At 56.5% G+C, this 17,300-nt stretch carries 14 protein-coding genes; 12 read left to right on the top strand and 2 right to left on the bottom strand.

Annotated elements, in window-relative coordinates; all coding sequences use genetic code 11:
* Positions 1–350: 350 nt before the first annotated feature.
* Positions 351–1,160 (bottom strand): 2-keto-4-pentenoate hydratase, encoded by an 810-nt coding sequence (locus L53_RS09565; RefSeq protein ID WP_034814628.1) that lies wholly within the window; start codon positions 1,158–1,160, stop codon positions 351–353.
* A gap of 148 nt (positions 1,161–1,308) precedes the next feature.
* Here L53_RS09565 and L53_RS09560 point away from each other — a divergent pair, with 148 nt between their 5' ends.
* From L53_RS09560 to L53_RS09515, 10 genes are all read left to right on the top strand, one after another.
* Positions 1,309–2,694 (top strand): polysaccharide lyase family 1 protein, encoded by a 1,386-nt coding sequence (locus L53_RS09560; RefSeq protein ID WP_233347721.1) that lies wholly within the window; start codon positions 1,309–1,311, stop codon positions 2,692–2,694.
* Between the two features lie 50 nt (positions 2,695–2,744).
* Positions 2,745–3,794 carry a LacI family DNA-binding transcriptional regulator gene (locus L53_RS09555; RefSeq protein ID WP_034814626.1) on the top strand — a complete coding sequence of 350 codons (1,050 nt, stop codon included), beginning with the start codon at positions 2,745–2,747 and terminating at the stop codon, positions 3,792–3,794.
* A gap of 189 nt (positions 3,795–3,983) precedes the next feature.
* The gene (locus tag L53_RS09550; RefSeq protein ID WP_034814623.1) at positions 3,984–4,625 is read left to right on the top strand and encodes an RpiB/LacA/LacB family sugar-phosphate isomerase; all 642 of its coding nucleotides are present in this window, start codon (positions 3,984–3,986) and stop codon (positions 4,623–4,625) included.
* Positions 4,626–4,672: 47 nt separating this feature from the next.
* A complete protein-coding gene (gene kduD / locus L53_RS09545) occupies positions 4,673–5,434 on the top strand; it encodes a 2-dehydro-3-deoxy-D-gluconate 5-dehydrogenase KduD (RefSeq protein ID WP_034814621.1) in 762 nt (253 codons plus the stop codon).
* A gap of 23 nt (positions 5,435–5,457) precedes the next feature.
* Positions 5,458–6,456 (top strand): sugar kinase, encoded by a 999-nt coding sequence (locus tag L53_RS09540; RefSeq protein WP_034814619.1) that lies wholly within the window; start codon positions 5,458–5,460, stop codon positions 6,454–6,456.
* 27 nt (positions 6,457–6,483) lie between these two features.
* Positions 6,484–8,073: a carboxylesterase/lipase family protein gene (locus L53_RS09535; RefSeq protein ID WP_034814617.1), complete on the top strand. Its 1,590-nt coding sequence runs from the start codon at positions 6,484–6,486 to the stop codon at positions 8,071–8,073.
* 3 nt (positions 8,074–8,076) lie between these two features.
* On the top strand, positions 8,077–8,589 hold the full coding sequence (locus L53_RS09530) for a hypothetical protein (RefSeq protein WP_198019782.1): 513 nt from the start codon (positions 8,077–8,079) through the stop codon (positions 8,587–8,589).
* Positions 8,590–8,750: 161 nt separating this feature from the next.
* The gene (locus L53_RS09525) at positions 8,751–9,755 is read left to right on the top strand and encodes a TRAP transporter substrate-binding protein (RefSeq protein ID WP_156947895.1); all 1,005 of its coding nucleotides are present in this window, start codon (positions 8,751–8,753) and stop codon (positions 9,753–9,755) included.
* Positions 9,752–10,261, top strand: a complete 510-nt coding sequence (locus L53_RS09520) for a TRAP transporter small permease (RefSeq protein ID WP_034814613.1) — start codon at positions 9,752–9,754, stop codon at positions 10,259–10,261. Before L53_RS09525 ends, L53_RS09520 begins: the two co-directional genes overlap by 4 nt.
* A complete protein-coding gene (locus L53_RS09515; protein ID WP_034814612.1) occupies positions 10,252–11,529 on the top strand; it encodes a TRAP transporter large permease in 1,278 nt (425 codons plus the stop codon). Before L53_RS09520 ends, L53_RS09515 begins: the two co-directional genes overlap by 10 nt.
* 159 nt (positions 11,530–11,688) lie before the next feature.
* On the opposite strand, the gene L53_RS09510 is transcribed toward L53_RS09515, so the two are convergent.
* Positions 11,689–12,690, bottom strand: coding sequence for a LacI family DNA-binding transcriptional regulator (locus tag L53_RS09510; protein WP_034814611.1), 1,002 nt, complete (start codon positions 12,688–12,690; stop codon positions 11,689–11,691).
* Positions 12,691–12,935: 245 nt separating this feature from the next.
* Here L53_RS09510 and L53_RS09505 point away from each other — a divergent pair, with 245 nt between their 5' ends.
* Together L53_RS09505 and L53_RS09500 are read left to right on the top strand one after the other, a co-directional pair.
* Positions 12,936–14,891, top strand: coding sequence for a sodium:solute symporter family protein (locus tag L53_RS09505; RefSeq protein ID WP_034814609.1), 1,956 nt, complete (start codon positions 12,936–12,938; stop codon positions 14,889–14,891).
* Positions 14,888–17,296, top strand: coding sequence for a glycoside hydrolase family 3 protein (locus L53_RS09500; protein WP_051607775.1), 2,409 nt, complete (start codon positions 14,888–14,890; stop codon positions 17,294–17,296). The genes L53_RS09505 and L53_RS09500 overlap by 4 nt, the downstream gene beginning before the upstream one ends.
* Positions 17,297–17,300: the final 4 nt, after the last annotated feature.

Raw genomic sequence — 17,300 nt, 5'->3', positions numbered from 1 at the left:
CCAACTCCCAAAGCAACAGAACCGCTTCCCTGCCTGATTCCCAGAGATCCGGGCCATGAAGCGATGCTGCGGATCGACTGGAGCGAAGGCGCAGGACTTCTACCGTTTTGCATTGCAGGGCAGTGTTGCGGGTCTAGCTAAGGATCTGATGGATGTGGCATGCATTGATATAGTCAGGAAACGGCCACGCCCGAATGATTTGCGCGGGCTTCACATGTCTCAAGGCCAAGTTCGCAACAACAATTACGCGTTCACGTTGATCGCCCACCTACGGGGCAAAAGACACAAACTCGACGTTCGGACGGGAGAGCGCATGGTCACCTCTATCCGTTCCTGTACTGTGTACTTTCCTAGACTACGGTACCGGCAAATTTTCCGACGGAGGACAACCGGAGATCGATATCCCGGGCACCTCGGGTTCTAATCATGGCTTTCTGACCTACACTCGCCGCGTGAACACCTGTCACCGCTCCGGTCGAGATTGCCATCCCCTTCTTCAACGGCATTCCGCGACGCGCGGCGTTTTCTAGCATGAAGCGCAAGGATTCAATCGGACCTCCGGGAATCCCGCTCGCATCTCCTGTGCCGACAGTAAGTCCATCAATCGTGGTTTCAAACGGCCAACGGTTAAATTCCAGAGACCGCCATTCAGGCAATTCATCGCCAATGATCAGACCATGATTGTTGCCGAAATCAGATATTGTCACCAGCGGCCCGTGATCATTGATTTCGGAAAAAGGGCTGCTGGCGATTTCTACACCCGCATGAATCGAGCCGACCAAGGCGATCGCGTCCTCTGCGGAATACTCGGTCTTCGAAGGTTCTGCATCGGACGAGACAATCAGTACACACTCCCCTTCAACCGCCGAAAATCCTTCTGCATAAACGGGGGTTTCCATGACTCCGACAGTCTGATTGTGGATTTGCGATTTGAAAATCGGGCCCGCCAAGCGATCCGTTCCATAACGATCAATGTCTGCCCCATTAATGCGGCCAACTTTCCAACCAGCTAGCTCGTCGGGCCACATATCGATGGCGGCATCCTGTATGGAATAGGCCTCGGAAATGGATTGGGGCACAGTGCCCGGATACTCAACCAGACTTCCGGCGGCAAGTCGCGCCTGAACGAATTTTTTTGCTATATTTTCAACTACGCTCACGCTTTTTCCTCAGCCTGCCTATCTTGGGGTAGACACTATAGGAAACCGGTGTCATTTTCAAACCTCCATAGTGATAAAAAGTGATCCGGAACGAGCGAATACTTGAAATCGGTCGGCAAATCCGGGGACAAGAAGTGAGGAAACACCCATGGCGAGACCGAATTACGCTCCCTTCCCAAGAATGATTGCTGCGTCAGCGCTGTTGGTCCTGTCCGGCTGCGCCACCGCACAGCCGCTAGGTGTCGCTCCAGCGGAGACTGAAACAACAGCCTCTGTACCAGTTGCCCCGTGGATGGGTCCGCTCGGGCCAGCAGCAATGACGGCGGGAGGGCGCGGCGGAGAAATCGTCAGAGTGACAAGCTTGGAATCCGATGGACCTGGTACACTCAGAGCAGCGCTGGAGGCCGATGGTCCCAAAATCATCGTATTTGAAGTGGGCGGCGTCATTGACCTTGATGGCAACAATTTGCGAGTTAGCTCGTCCAACACAACAATTGCGGGCCAGACCGCGCCGTCACCTGGCATTACCCTTATACGTGGTGGCATGGTTATCACCGGCGACGACATTATCGTTCAGCACATGCGTATTCGCCCGGGCGATCTGGGTGAAGGCTTACGAAGCGGCCGAGACATAGATGCGATCACGACGATCGCAGCTCACAATGTTATTGTCGACCACTGTTCGCTTAGCTGGGCGACGGATGAAAACCTGTCCGCTTCCGGCCCACGTTTCACCGGCGAAACTCCCAAAGACTGGCGCGAAGGCACATCACACACAATCGCCTATACCAACAACATCATCGCTGAAGGTCTGTCCCATTCGACACATGCAAAGGGAGAGCACTCAAAGGGATCGCTCATACATGACAATGTCAGCGATATCCTGATCTACGGAAATCTATACGCTCACAATTTCGAGCGCAGCCCGCTTTTCAAAGGCGGCGTACAGGGCGCGATTGTGAACAATCTCATCTACAATCCCGGCCAGCGCGGGGTTCACTATAATCTGCAAGGACTGGAATGGGGCGACGTGCCTGCGGAGACCGGCCGCATGGACCTGATCGGCAATGTTATGCGCGCAGGCCCCTCGACCAGCGAACGGTTGCCACTACTCATGATTGGTGGCGATGGCGACTTGGGCCTTCACATGTCCGGCAACGTCTCCATTGATCACTGGGGTCATGAAGCGCCGGAGCTTGGGCGTTACACAACATCCGCCACACGCATTGTAGAACAGTCTGAACCTTCTGATATTGTTGCAGGGCTGCCAATTCTGGCTGCGAACCAAGTTGAGCGCTACGTCCTGAAGAACGCTGGCGCGCGCCCTTGGGACAGGGACTCCGTTGACGTCCGCATTTTGGCCGACACGGCGGAGGGGCGCGGTGAAATCATCGACAGTCAAAATCAAGTCGGCGGATATCCGACCGCGAGTCCGACCCACCGCGCCTTTGATCCGGCCCTGTGGAATTTGGAGACGATGCAACCTGCCGCTCCAGAAGCGCTGGACTCCGGCTTGAAAGCCAAGGGGACTTGAAGCCACCCCAAATCACGTCAAAAAGAGACGATGCATAGCAAGGCTTTCCCATGAGCGACGATGAACACGAGGCCAAACCGGTCCGAGACCGGTCTCAGGTAACAATTATAGACATTGCCCGCATGGCGGAGGTGTCCAAGAAAACCGTGTCACGTGTCATCAATGAATCACCGCTTGTTCGCGAGGAAACGCGCAAGAAGGTCAAACAGATCATCGCTGAGACGGGCTTCACACCAAACCCCCAAGCACGCGCACTGGCTTTCCGGAAATCCTTTTTGATCGGCCTCGTCTATGACAATCCAAGTCCGCAATATGTCGTCAATATGCAGCGCGGGATACTCGATACATTGGGTGATACCGCCTTTCAGCTGGTCCTACGGCCCTGTGATCGTGGGGAAGAAGGCTATCGCGAGCGCGTCCGATCCTTCATCCTGCAACACAAGCCGCATGGCATTATCCTGACTCCATCCGTATCTGAAGATGAGGAACTTGCCGAGATTTTAAGAGAGGAGGAATGCGATTACGTTCGCATCGCCTCACTAGAACTGGACATTCCGTCGCGCAGCATTCGGACCCACGATGCTCAGGGGGCAGAAATGGCCGCCGCGCATTTGGCACAACTCGGCCACAAGCGAATCGGTCACATTCACGGACCAAAAACATTCCGGTCTGCCCATGAACGCCTGACGGGGTTCAAGCGCGGCCTTGAGGGCTACGGCCTTGAACTTGCTCCGGAATTGACGGTTGAAGGCGCCTACACATTTGACTCCGGTGTGACCAGTGCCACGCGGCTTCTCAACCGCCATGACCGACCCACAGCTATCTTTGCCGGTAATGATGAAATGGCCGTTGGCGTCTATGTCGCCGCTCGGAAGGCTGGCTTGAGAATTCCCGAAGACCTCTCGATTGTCGGTTTTGACGATACACCAATATCCGCAAGGATCTGGCCGCCGCTTACCACGGTTCGGTCTCCTATCCGCGAAGTTGGGCGCGCCGCCGCAGACCTCTTGGTGAAGCGTGGAGCGGGCTCCGACGGTAGCCAGGAACTACAATCCTTTCAGTTGGAGCTTGTTGTGCGAGAATCGACCCGCACAATCTAATTCTCTCCCGATCAACCGGTTGTCAGTCTGAAACGCAGATGTTATGACACCGGTTACCAAATATGCCGTACCGCGGATCGCCGCAGTGACGACAGTCCTGATCCAGATTTGGAACCTGACCACGGACGGACTCTATCCCAGCGGCGCTTTTCGAAGCGAAGTACTCAAGCAACAAAAGGAATACCCCCCATGAAGATTGCGCTCATTATTGAAAATAGCCAGGCTGCGAAGAGCAGCATTGTCCATGACGCGCTTACTTCAGTTGCAGAGCCCCTCGGCCATTCCGTTGCCCATTGCGGAATGTCCGGCCCGGACGACGAGGCACATCTGACTTATCCAATGATCGGCATCATGGCTGGCATTCTGATCAACTCAAACGCAGCAGATTTCATTGTTACAGGTTGCGGCACAGGCATGGGTTCCAACCTCGCATGCAATGCAATGCCCGGCGTATTCTGTGGCCTCGTCATCGATCCAACAGACGCCTTCCTGTTCGCCCAGATCAATGACGGCAACGCGATTTCCATGCCGTACGCGAAGGGCTTCGGCTGGGCAGCTGAACTCAACCTCCAAGACTGTTATCGTAAGCTTTTCGAGGGTGAGCCGGGCCTGGGCTATCCGAGAGAACGCGCCGCTGTCATGGCTGAGAATCGCGGGATTCTCACTAAGCTCAAGGAAGCCTCCTGCAAGGACATGCTTACCGGCCTCAAGTCAGTCGATCAGGATCTCTTGAAGGCTGCGGTCTCTGGCGAGAAATTCCAGGAGTTCTTCTTCGCAAACAGCCAAGACGCGGCCCTCACCGACTACGTAAAGCAGGTACTCGCCTCCTAGGCCTCGAGCGGACAACAATCGCAACAAGACGACATTCGGAGCGACCCATGAAGACCAATCCCTTCAGGCTTGAAGGCAAGAGCGCCATTGTCACCGGAGCCAACACAGGCCTCGGCCAAGGCATGGCTGTTGCGCTGGCGGAAGCGGGGGCAGACATCTGCCTTGTCGGCCGAAGCGCACCGACGGAAACCCTGGACATATTAGCCGGGACAGGTCGCAAAACGCACTCGATCCTAGCAGACCTCGGTTCGGCAGACAGTGTGGAGGCTATTGTTACCGAAGCCAAATCGGCTCTCGGCGCCGTGGACATACTCGTCAACAATGCTGGGATCATCAAACGCAACGATTCGATCGACTTTACCTTTGACGAGTGGGATTCGGTCATGAATGTGAATCTTCGTACGTTGTTCTTCCTGAGTCAGGCGGTCGCACGTGAAATGATTGCCGCCGGCAAGGGTGGCAAGATCGTCAACATCGCATCGATGCTCTCGTTCCAAGGTGGCATTCGCGTACCATCCTATACTGCCTCCAAGAGCGGCGTAGCCGGACTGACCAAGATCCTCGCCAATGAATGGGCCAAGCACGGCATCAATGTGAATGCGATCGCCCCCGGTTACTTCGCGACCAACAATACAGCGGCCTTACAAGCCGACGAAACGCGCAACACCGAAATTCTGGGCCGTATTCCAGCGGGTCGCTGGGGCCAACCGTCCGATCTCGGTGGCGCGGCAGTCTTCCTGTCATCGAGTGCATCTGATTACGTGCAGGGCATTACGCTGCCTGTCGATGGTGGCTGGCTGGCCCGCTGAGCCGGGAGAAAGGTTGACCAGACATGGCGGCCACAATCGTCTGCTTCGGAGAACTCTTGCTACGCATGAGTGCGCCCGACAATCAGCGTCTGATGCAATTGCCATCATTGAACGTGCATGTCGGTGGCGCCGAGGCGAATGTCGCCATCTCATTAGCCCAATTCGGGCATACGTCCCGCATGGTCAGTTCCCTACCTCAAAACGCGCTTGCCGACGCGGTGGTGAAGGATTTGAGGTCGCACAACGTTCAGACCAATTCGATCCTGAGGCGCGAAGGTCGTGTCGGACTGTATTTTCTCGAAACCGGGGCAGTCCAAAGACCATCTCGTATAACGTATGACCGGGCTGGAAGCAGCTTCGTTGAGACTCCCGCCGCGACCTATGATTGGCCGACATTGCTTGGAGATGCGCACTGGTTACACATTTCCGGGATCACGCCAGCCACGGGCGCCAACGCGTCTGAGGCGGCGTTGGCTGCGGTGCGCACTGCTGTCGCACAGGGTGTAAGCGTCTCTTTCGACGGAAATTATCGCGAACAGCTCTGGAAGACCTGGTCCGGCAATGGTCCGGAGATTCTTGCTGAATTACTAGAACACGCCACCCTCGCCTTCATAAACGAACTGGATGTGCAGCTCGTTTTTGGCAAAAAGTATCCTTGGCGGGAAGATGCGGAGAAGGCTGTTTTCGAGCGGTTCCCCCGATTGGAATATGTTGCATCGACATTACGCGAACAGGTTAGCGCAAGTCACCATCGCCTCACTGGCCGCCTCGCAATACGCGATGGCATCTGGCATTCGCCGGAGATGGACTTGCCCGGCATAGTGGATCGAATCGGCGGGGGCGATGCGTATGCAGCCGGAATCCTGCACGGCCTGATCTCACGTGACACGCCGCAGAAAACTGTAAACTTCGCAACGGCCGCAGCTGCGATCAAACATTCCGTAAGCGGAGATTATAACAGGACGAATGTTGGAGAGGTGGAAGACCTTCTGACGCAAACGGATCTCGACGTACGCCGCTAGAGTATAGAAGTTGAGAGGGCTTGAAACATGACGATGAACCGACGGGCCTTTACTCGCGGCACCGCCGCTCTTGCACTCAGTTCTCCGCTCATGGGGCTCGCCGACAAGCGGTCCGAACATCCTGTCGCCGCCACCACACACGGAAAGGTTCGCGGTTATCGTCACAAAGCGGTCAATATCTTCAAGGGCGTTCGCTATGGTGCGGATACGGCGCCAACGCGTTTTGCCAAGCCACGCCCCCCTGCCCCTTGGGCGGATACGCGGGATGCGACCGAGTATGGGGCGACTGCTCCGCAATCAGGGAAATTGGAGAATGTCAGCGAAGATTGCCTATTCCTGAACATTTGGACGCCAGGACTGGCTGATGGTGGCAATCGTCCGATCATGGTCTATTTCCATGGCGGAGCGTATGCCAGCGGTTCCGGATCTTCACCACTCTATGATGGGACGAACCTGGCGATCAAGGGTGACGTAGTCGTGATCACCGTGAACCATCGGCTGAATGCGTTCGGGTATTTGTCACTCAATCGACTCAACAAGGATTTTCCCCACTCGGGCAATGTCGGCATGTGGGATCTTGTGCTTGCACTGGAATGGGTACGCGACAATGCAGTCGCCTTCGGAGGCAATCCGTCGCGAGTTTTCGTCTTTGGTCAGTCCGGTGGGGGGGCAAAGATTGCCACTCTGATGGCCGCGCCGTCCGCCAATGGCCTGTTTCATTCCGCAGCCACAATGAGCGGTCAACAGGTCACCGCCTGTGGTCCCTTGAATGGCCAGCTTCGCGCACAAGCCTATCTCGACACGCTCGGCATCGCACCGGAAGACACAGCTGCGTTACAGGCAGCTCCGATGGAGACCCTCATTGACGCACTCGCAACGCGTGATCCGGTCAATCCTGCGCATGGTCTGTATTTTGGTCCTGTCCTGGATGGACGTTTTCTCAACCGCCATCCCTTTTGGCCTGGCGCTCCGGGACAGTCCTCATCGATCCCCATGATCCTCGGGAACACGAAGGACGAGACTCGAAACCTGATTGGCGCAAAGCATCCTGACACATTCCACCTCGATTGGTCGGACGTTCGAATACTTCTAGCAGATCATATGCGGTGCGACATCGACCCAGACGATGTCGTAATGGAGTATCGTGCCCTCTACCCATCCTATTCGCCGAGTGATGTATTTTTTGCAGCCACTACGGCCGGGCGGTCGTGGCGCGGACAGGTGGAAGAGGCAGATATGCGCGCGACTGAGAACGGCCCGACTTGGGTTTACCAGTTCAACCTCGGCTCGCCAGAAGAGGGCGGAAAATGGGGCGCACCGCACACGATGGACATCGCCTTTGCCTTCGACAATTTGGACCAATCAGGCACGTATGGCGGCACAAAGGTTCCCTCAACAGGCGAGTATGCACGCGTCGCAGACGAACTGTCTCGCGCCTTCATCTCCATGGCCAGGAAAGGCCAGCCCAATCATCCCGGGTTGCCGGACTGGTCTCGACATACGCTGCCAAACCGGGAGACACTGGTATTCGGCACCACGACCCGGCTCGAGAATGACCCGCGCAAAGGCGAGAGGGAACTCTTCGCCAAAGTACCTTTCACTCAATGGGGGACCTGATCCATGAAATCTGCCACTCACATCATCGTCGCTGCCGGCATTCTGTCGGCCTGCTCACCAACTCAAGTGCCGGAACCTCAAAGCCAAGGCGACATTGTTACCGAAGTGGCGCCCGCAGACCTGCCCGGACCGGTGCAATCTGCCGTCTCCGAGGCCATGCCCGACATGAAGGTACTGGAAGTGCTTCGGAAGGAACGCGGCCAGCGCGTCTATTTCGATGTCGAAGGTGAACGCGCCGACGGATCCGAAATCGAACTTGATATCCTGTACGCCGACGGCGTTGCAGAAGTTGTTGAAATTCAGCGGGACCTGCCCTGGACCGCCGTACCTGCAGACGTTCAAGCCGCCGCCACGGCAGCAGGCGCGGCTGAGCCGGTCCGAATCATCGAGAGTACGCAAACCGATGGCAGCATCATCTATGAATTGTTCGCCGACGGCATGCCAAAAAACCCGGCCATGGAAGTACAGTCGAAAGACGGGCAAGTGGAAGTGCTGGCTGAACGTTGGCCACATTAAAGTTGGCCAGGCACCTTGCAGAATAAATGACACCGGTTACCATGGGCAGTGATCGCACGAGCCGCCTCTCTAAAAGAGGCCTTTGAAATGGCCGTACCGGGGAGGAGAGATATGAGGCGGGATCAGTTCCTTTACACGACTGTACGTGCGGTGCGCCCATGATGCGTGGCATACCAGTTATCTCACGTCGGCAAGCCCTGATGAGCATGGCAGCCGCCACAAGTTTGGCTGCGTGCAATCAGAGTTCGGGCCGGGACTTGCTGAGTGCAGACTCTCATCCGGAAGAATATCCGACCGTTCAGGCCGTCAAGGAGATGGGGCGCCTGTTGGACGAGCGCAGCGGGGGCAGGCTTCGTATCAAGATGTACGCGGGCGGACAGCTCGGCTCGGAGCGCGACACGCTAGAAATCACCTCGTTCGGGGGTCTTGACCTGAACCGGGTAAACCTCGCACCGCTTAACTCGATCGAACCCCTGACGACCATCCCTGCGCTACCGTTCCTGTTTTCCTCAACTTCCCATATGCGGACGGCACTCGACGGACCTGCAGGCGACCGAATTCTCGACTCGCTCGCGCCGCACGATCTCATCGGCCTGTGCTTCTACGATTCTGGCGAACGCAGCTTCTACAATACGCGCAAGCCAATACTGTCACCAGACGATATGGCTGGCATGAAAATACGCGTGCCGAATTCCGACCTCTACGTCGCCATGATCAAGGCACTCGGCGCCGACGCAACGCCTATGTCGCTCGGTGAAGTCTATCAGGCATTGGTCCAGGGCGTAATTGATGGCGCAGAGAACAATTGGCCATCCTTCGAAAGTGGGCGCCATTTTGAAGCTGCGCCCTTCTACAGTCTAACCCGGCACATCATCGCGCCAGAGGTCCTCGTCATGTCGGCCAGCCGCTGGCGAAAACTTTCGGATAGCGACAAGACACTGGTCCAACAAGCGGCTCGCGATTCGGTACCCTTCATGCGCAAACTCTGGGACGAGCGTGTCGCCGCGTCCCGTGAAAAGATCCTGGCTGCGGGTGTGTCGGTGAATGACGTGGCAGACCTTGGTGCCTTCCAGCAGAAGATGCGTCCGGTCTGGGATCGTTTCGTCAAAACCGACACCCAGAGAGAGATTGTTGCAGACATCGAAGCGCTAAGGCCTGGCGCATGATACGCCTCCTGACCAACATCACGCATTTCACCGCAGACTGGCTAGTCCGAATTGCAGCAATCGGACTGGTCCTGATGACGCTGATCATCGGGTGGCAAGTGTTCGGCCGATATGTCTTGAACTCTAGCCCCTCCTGGTCTGAACAAGCCTCGCTCGCCCTGATGATCTGGTATGTGTCGCTCGCGGCTGCCGCAGGCGTCCGAGAAGGCTTTCACATCCGAATCGTGGCGCTTGAGAATGCGGTTGGTCCGAAGGTGCGACTCTGGATGCGGATCATTTCAAACATCATCGTCGGCGCGTGTGGGCTGGCCATGCTGGTATGGGGCGGCCAATTGGTTGCCAAGACTTGGAGTCATGTCATTCCCTCGCTCGGACTGCCTCGGGGATTGGCCTATCTCGGCCTACCCATTGCAGGCGCGTTGATGGCAGTGTTCTCGCTCGAACGGATCTTCGAAGAACTTTCCGGCGAAAAAGTCACAGACGAGGAGGACCCAAGATGGAGTTGATCATTCTGGTCAGTGTTTTGGTTGTCCTGCTCGCGCTTGGCGTGCCAGTCGCATATTCTCTACTCGGTTCGGCCATGGCGACGTTCTTGGCCCTCGACATCCCGATGGTCGTGGTTTTCCAGCGCATGGCGGCCGGCGTCAGTGTCTTTACGCTGATGGCGGTTCCCTTCTTCATCTTCGCTGGGGACCTTATGTACAGGTCAGGCATCGCAAAGCGATTGGTCGAAGTTGCCGAAGGCGCTTTCGGGCGCACACGGGGTGGACTCGGCCTCGTCAATGTTGGGGCGTCCACCATGTTTGGTGCCGTCTCGGGCTCGGCTATTGCCAGCGCTTCAGCCATGGGATCCACGCTGATGCCCCTTATGCGTGAGCGTGGATATGACGGCGACTATACCGTCAATGTGACCGTGACCGCTGCCATTGTCGGCCTACTCATTCCACCCTCACACAACATGATCATCTATTCCGCCGCCAGCGGGATCGGCGTGTCGATTGGAGATCTGTTCCTGGCTGGTATCGTGCCCGGCGTGATGACCGCAGCCTTGCTTATGTTCGTCGCCTGGCGCGTCGCTGTCCTGCGTGGGTATGCCAGCGGTGCCTTTCCTGGCTGGCGCAGCTTTACGCGCGCACTCCTGTTCGCCATCCCCGGCCTGATGACCGCAATCATCATCATGGGCGGCATTCTGTCCGGTATCTTCACTGCCACGGAATCTTCTGCCATTGCGGTCATCTATACGATCGCTATCGGAGCACTGGTCTACCGAACGCTGGGCTGGAGGCGCTTTTCGGAAGCCGCCATGCAATCGGTAAAGATCACGGCGATGGTGCTGCTTATCATCGGTGCAGCGACTGCATTCGGCTACGCGCTTGCCATCCTCGAAGCACCAGCACAGCTGGCCGACATGATTACGTCCACCACCAGCAATCCGATACTTGTTCTGCTGATCGTGAATGTCATCCTGCTTGTGCTCGGCACATTCATGGACATGTCGCCTCTCATCATCATCACAACTCCGATCTTGCTGCCGGTCGTCATGGAAGTGGGTGTCGATCCGGTTCACTTCGGCATTGTCATGATGCTGAATTTGGGGATCGGGCTGGTGACGCCGCCAGTGGGCTCGGTGCTATTTGTCGGATCGGCAGTCGGAAAAGTTCCGGTGGAACAGGCAGTGAAGACGATCTGGCCGTTCTACGGCGCGCTCCTGCTCGCGCTCATGATCATCACATTCGTGCCCGCGCTGTCTCTCACACTACCGAACCTGTTTTGATCGGCGCCAACACGCCCCTCCATCTCCTCATTCTCGGCGTGAGCCTTTCGCTGACGACAGGCACGATAGGCCAATCGTCTTCCGCTCCTAAAAATGGGCATGTGGACTGACCTTGTTCTCAACTGGGACCGAGCGCGCATGACATTTCAAACCACTCGGCTAGCCAACTTCTCGAACACTCGCCCTTACCACCAATTCGGTTGATAGCATTTCATGTATCCCCGTCACAGCGTGGCCTCTGAGAATGTCACACATATGGATCATGGCCACTTCTCCTATTCTTTCTGCGGGCTGCATTACAGTGGTCAGGGGCGGCGTACAGTATTTTCCGAATTCGATGTTGTCGAAGCCGGAGATCGACAGGTCGTTCGGCAGGTTGAAACCAAGATCATGGGCCGCGCGGATTGCGCCAATCGCAATCTCATCACTCATACAGAATAGCGCCGATACATTTCGCTCGCGTGACAATAGGCGCATGGCCGAATTCTCCCCACCCGCCATCGAGTAGGGCCCGTACGCCACCATGGTCTCATCGAACGGTAGTTCCCGTGCAGCCAACGCATCGCGAATTCCCGCCAGCCGCTCTTGCGTTACCAGCCGGTCTTTCAGGCCTGCCAACACCCCGATCCGGCGATGCCCACACGCAAGAAGGTGCTCCGCCATCATTGCCGCTGCGCTGCGGTCATCGATACCAACCGTCGGATACCGGCCGCGCGGATCGGCACTGATCGCCTGTACAAAGGGAATCGCGCAGTGTTCTCCCTCATGGTGCAACTGGTCGAGCGGCCGCTCGCCCAGCTGGATCACGCCGTCGGCACGATAGGTTTCCACCATCTCCACACCAACGGATTCGATGGCCGCATCGTCTCCAGTGTCAGACACGATCAAATTGAACTTGTTCTCTACCGCGACACGCTCAATGCCCGAGACAACCCTAGCGAACAGAACGTTTGCAATGTCCGGCACCATGACAAGCACCGTATTGGTACGCTTCTCCCGAAACAATTGAGCCAATGAACTCGGCTTATATTTCAGTTCTTCAGCTGCGGCCAGGACGCGTTCGAGCGTCGTCGTGGACAGTTTGCTCGGATCTGAAAATGCCCGCGACACTGTCGCCGGGGAGACAGCAGCCAGCTTCGCGACGTCCCTGATCTGAGCCATTAAGTTCTCCGGCAAGCCATTTCGGCTTTCTTGGACTCCCCATCGGTGCACCTCGCCCGAACTGCGGAACCATCCAATCATCAAACACCATGACCGCTTGCAATGAAACCGGTTGTATTGAATGTTCTCATGGTCAGGCACGCACAGAACGTTGGCGACGGCGGCTCATTTGGCTGCAAGGAGGAATTCGGTGCACCGCCGCCCGCCCGGGGCGAACCGCGCGCACTAACTAGGAGTCGGGGACCGTGAGTCTACATCCGATTGATATGGCCGTGATCGCGGCATACATCGGCTTGACGCTGTTCATCGGCTTCTGGATTTCCACCCGGGCCAACAAGGGTATGCGGAGCTACTTTCTGGGTGGCAATCGGTTGCCCTGGTATGCGCTGGGCCTGTCGAACGCCTCTGGTATGTTCGATGTAGCTGGTACGATGTGGCTCGTATCCATCCTGTTTGTCTATGGTCTGAAAAGCGTCTGGATCCCATGGCTCTGGCCTGTCTTCAACCAAGTATTCCTGATGGTCTTCCTATCCATCTGGTTGCGCCGGTCAGGCGCGATGACCGGGGCAGAGTGGATTACCTTCCGATTTGGCGATGGCCCAGCCGCACGGTTAAGCCATTTGATCGTCGTGTTGTTCGCGTTGATCTTGGTGCTCGCCTACATGGCCTACGGCTTCCTCGGCATCGGCAAGCTCGCAGTCCAGTTCATCCCGCTGGACCTCGCGGGCTTTCTTAATCTCGATGTTTTCCTACCTGCTGCCCTGAAGGCGCCCAATCTCGCCGGTGACCTTCTGGCCCAGAGGGAAGCCGCAATGGTCTCGCTCAATGAGAAGATTTTCGGCGTCATCCTGATCTTCCTTACATCGCTCTATGTCATCAAGGGCGGCATGTACTCCGTAGTCTTTACGGAAGTCATGCAATTCCTCGTCATTACGATTGCCAGTGTCGGTATTGCCGTGATCGCCATGATGCATGTTGCACCGGAGACGCTGGCTGCGGCGGTCCCCGAAGGATGGAGCAACCCCTTTTTTGGATGGGAGCTTGGCCTTGATTGGTCCAGTCTGCTTCCCTCTGCCGATGCCAAAATAGCGAGTGAGGGCTACTCGCTGTTCGCAATATTCTTCATGCTTGTCTTGCTGAAAGGCATCTTCACATCACTTGCCGGACCGGCCCCAAACTATGACATGCAGCGCATCCTTTCAGCACGCACTCCAATCGAAGCGGCCAAAATGAGTGCGCTGGTCAGCATTGTCCTGAATGTCCCCCGCTATTTGCTGATCACCGGCCTGACGATTCTCGCGCTGGTCTATTTCAGCCCCTATTTGCGCGAGATGGGCACAGATGCGGACTTTGAGGCCGTGCTGCCATTTGCACTACGCGAATTCATTCCAGTGGGGCTGCTCGGCCTTACCCTCGCCGGCTTACTGGCCGCGTTCATGTCCAGCTTCGCCGCCCCCCTTAACGCCGCCCCAGCATATGTCGTAAATGACATCTACCGGAAATACATCAGGCCGAATGCATCCGAGAAGACCTATCTCAGAATCAGTTATCTCGTCTCCACGATCTTCGTAATCGTCGGCACGCTCATTGGAGTGTTCCTGACCAGTATCGACAATGTCATCAACTGGATCACGGCGGGTCTCTATGGCGGATACACGGCCGCCAATGTGGTGAAATGGTATTGGTGGCGTATGAATGGTTATGGTTACTTCTGGGGTATGCTGACGGGTATCCTATGCGCGCTTGGCTTGGGTTTGCCACACGTGGACATCAACCCATTACAGGCTTTCCCATTCTTCTTCGCCGCATGCCTTGTCGCCGTCGTGATCGGCTCTCTGGTGACCAAGCCAACCGAAATGGAAACGTTGGAACGGTTCTACCTGAGAACTCGTCCATGGGGCCTTTGGAGACCCGTCGCCAATTCACTCGCCGCCAACGGTCGAACTGTCATCCCCAATACGAACTTGAAGCGCGATCTGATTAACGTGGCCGTTGGTATTGTCTGGCAGACGACTTTGATCTGCGTCCCCATTTTCCTGGTCATTCAGGACTGGCCCAAAATGGTTGCAGCGCTTTCAGTTGTGACCATCACCAGCATGTTCCTGAAACGCAACTGGTATGACCAGATGAAAGACTATCCCGAAGACTACTCTCCCGACGAGGAGCCAGCACACCGGTCCGGCGTCGGACTGAATTTATGACGGCCCCACGTAATCCTACGCTGGTCCTATCCGATTGGCCGAAGGCGCAAAAGCCGCACCTCCGGTGCGAGAAAACAGAGGCTTTGATTGAGCGAATTCTAGAGTGGCTGACACCTGCGCAGAAGGTTGGGCAAATCATTCAGGCCGACATTGCATCTGTGACGCCTGGGGATGTGGCGGCCTATCATCTCGGCTCAGTACTGAATGGCGGCAACTCTGCCCCGAATGGAAATCAGCGTGCCAGTCTCGCGGACTGGCTGGAACTCGCCGATGAATTTTGGGCGGCATCCATGCGTGCAGATGGCCCTCGTATTCCCTTATTGTGGGGCACCGACGCGGTTCACGGCCACAACAATCTGATTGGGGCAACAATCTTCCCGCATAATGTCGGACTGGGTGCCGCGCGGGATGCAGAACTGGTGGAACGCATAGGCGCCGCCACCGCACGTGAAGTACGTGCATCAGGTATGGATTGGGCATTCTCTCCGACCGTCGCCGTCGCACGCGACAGCCGGTGGGGCCGGGCCTATGAGTCCTATTCGGAGTCCCCCGAATTGGTCGCCGAGCTGAGCGCCGCCCTGGTCCGCGGCCTACAAGGTATTTCGGGCAACGAGAACTTCCTCGGTGACGCCAAGATACTCGCTTGCGCGAAACATTTTATTGGTGATGGCGGCACTCAGGCGGGACGAGATCAAGGCGAAACGATCGCCTCAGAAGCCGAATTGCGGGAGATCCACGCAGCCGGGTACTACGCCACTCTCGAAGCTGGAGTGCAGACTGTGATGGCCTCGTTTTCAAGTTGGGGCGGTCGGAAAATGCACGGACACGAAGCCTTTCTCGCAGACCTTCTAAAAGCCCATTGGGGCTTCGATGGAGTCGTCGTGGGAGATTGGAACGGGCACGGGCAAATTGAGGGCGCTACCCCAACCGATTGCCCCGACGCGCTGATGGCGGGGCTGGACATGTATATGGCTCCCGATAGCTGGAAAGGCCTGCATGCCTCCCTGTTGCGCCATCTCGAGTCCGGACGAATCACCCAAGAACGTCTGGACGATGCGGTCCGCCGCGTACTTAGACTAAAAATGCGTGCAGGCCTGTGCAGCCAACCCGCTCCCAGCGAGCGGATTCTGGTTGTGCGAGGAAGTATTGTCGGGTGCACGGCACATACGGACCTTGCAGCTGCTGCCGTCCGGAAATCTGCTGTTTTGCTAAAAAATGCAAATCAGGTTTTGCCTCTGCAATCGAACCAAAAAATTCTGGTTACGGGGCGCGCTGCGGATGATCTCGGCATGATGTGCGGGGGTTGGTCACTGTCATGGCAAGGCGGAAATCTCAACCCGGCCGACTATCCGCATGCCGAAACCCTTCTGGCGGGCATCAGACGCGTTGGCAAAGAGCATGGCAGTAAAGTTACCTATTCACCCGGCGGGCGCATCAAGGACTCGCCGGACATTGCCATTCACGTATTTGGAGAGGCCCCCTATGCCGAGTTTCGCGGAGACCTGTCGACGCTCGATTTTCAGCCCCGTGACAAGAAAGGTGCCGACACGCTCAAACGGCTGCGAAAGGCAGGCATCCCCACCATCTGCATCTTCCTCTCTGGGCGACCGCTTTGGGTCAATCCATCATTGAATGCGTCCGACGCCTTCATCGCAGCATTTCTTCCCGGCACTCAGGCAGGCGCACTCGCTGATGTGCTGTTCGCAACGAATGGTCTCGACTTCTCCGGCAAACTATCTTTTTCCTGGCCTCAATATGCGGATCAATACGCGCTCAATATGGGTTCGCAGCCCTATGATCCTCTGTTTCCGTTCGGGTTCGGACTATCCATGAAGGACTGTGGGAACCTGCGGATACTGCATGAAGACGGTGTCGTCACTCAGCCCGACCATGGCACAATTTTTGAGTTAGGCCGAACCGCAGGAAGTTGGACGGTGCACCTTGAGAATAGTGAAATTGGGAAACCTTGGCATGGCGGCGAAGCCATCTCTGCTGCGGGAGCGATAGTGCTCAAGTCAGCTGACTTGGGACAACAAGAAAATGCCATCGAGATCGTTTGGAAGGGTGACTCCTTTGCGCCTGTCCTTTTCTCACACGAGAGACTGGACCTAACTCGGGAGGTCAACGCTGGTTTCTGTTTCACCTTGACTTTGGACGTTTCTCAGCAGGATGCAGGTAACATTGTTCTAGCTGTACTTTCCGAGTCCGGCCGGCATGAGATAGGCAGCTTGTCCGAACTTGAACGGGACGTCGGAGAGAAGGGAACATCGACTTTCCAAATTCCACTCCGAGAAGTATCTGAATCAGGTGCGGTTATATCCTTGATTGAGGGTATCGAGTTCTCGGCCCGAAGGCCGGCACGTATTGTCTTGTCGCACTTGGCCATGGTGATGCCCGACGGCTGAAGGG

The sequence above is a fragment of the Hyphomonas sp. L-53-1-40 genome, from assembly GCF_000682775.1.
Lineage (GTDB): Bacteria > Pseudomonadota > Alphaproteobacteria > Caulobacterales > Hyphomonadaceae > Hyphomonas.
The sequence above is the reverse complement of the archived record's forward strand: the minus strand, read 5'-3'. Positions and strand labels throughout refer to the sequence as shown.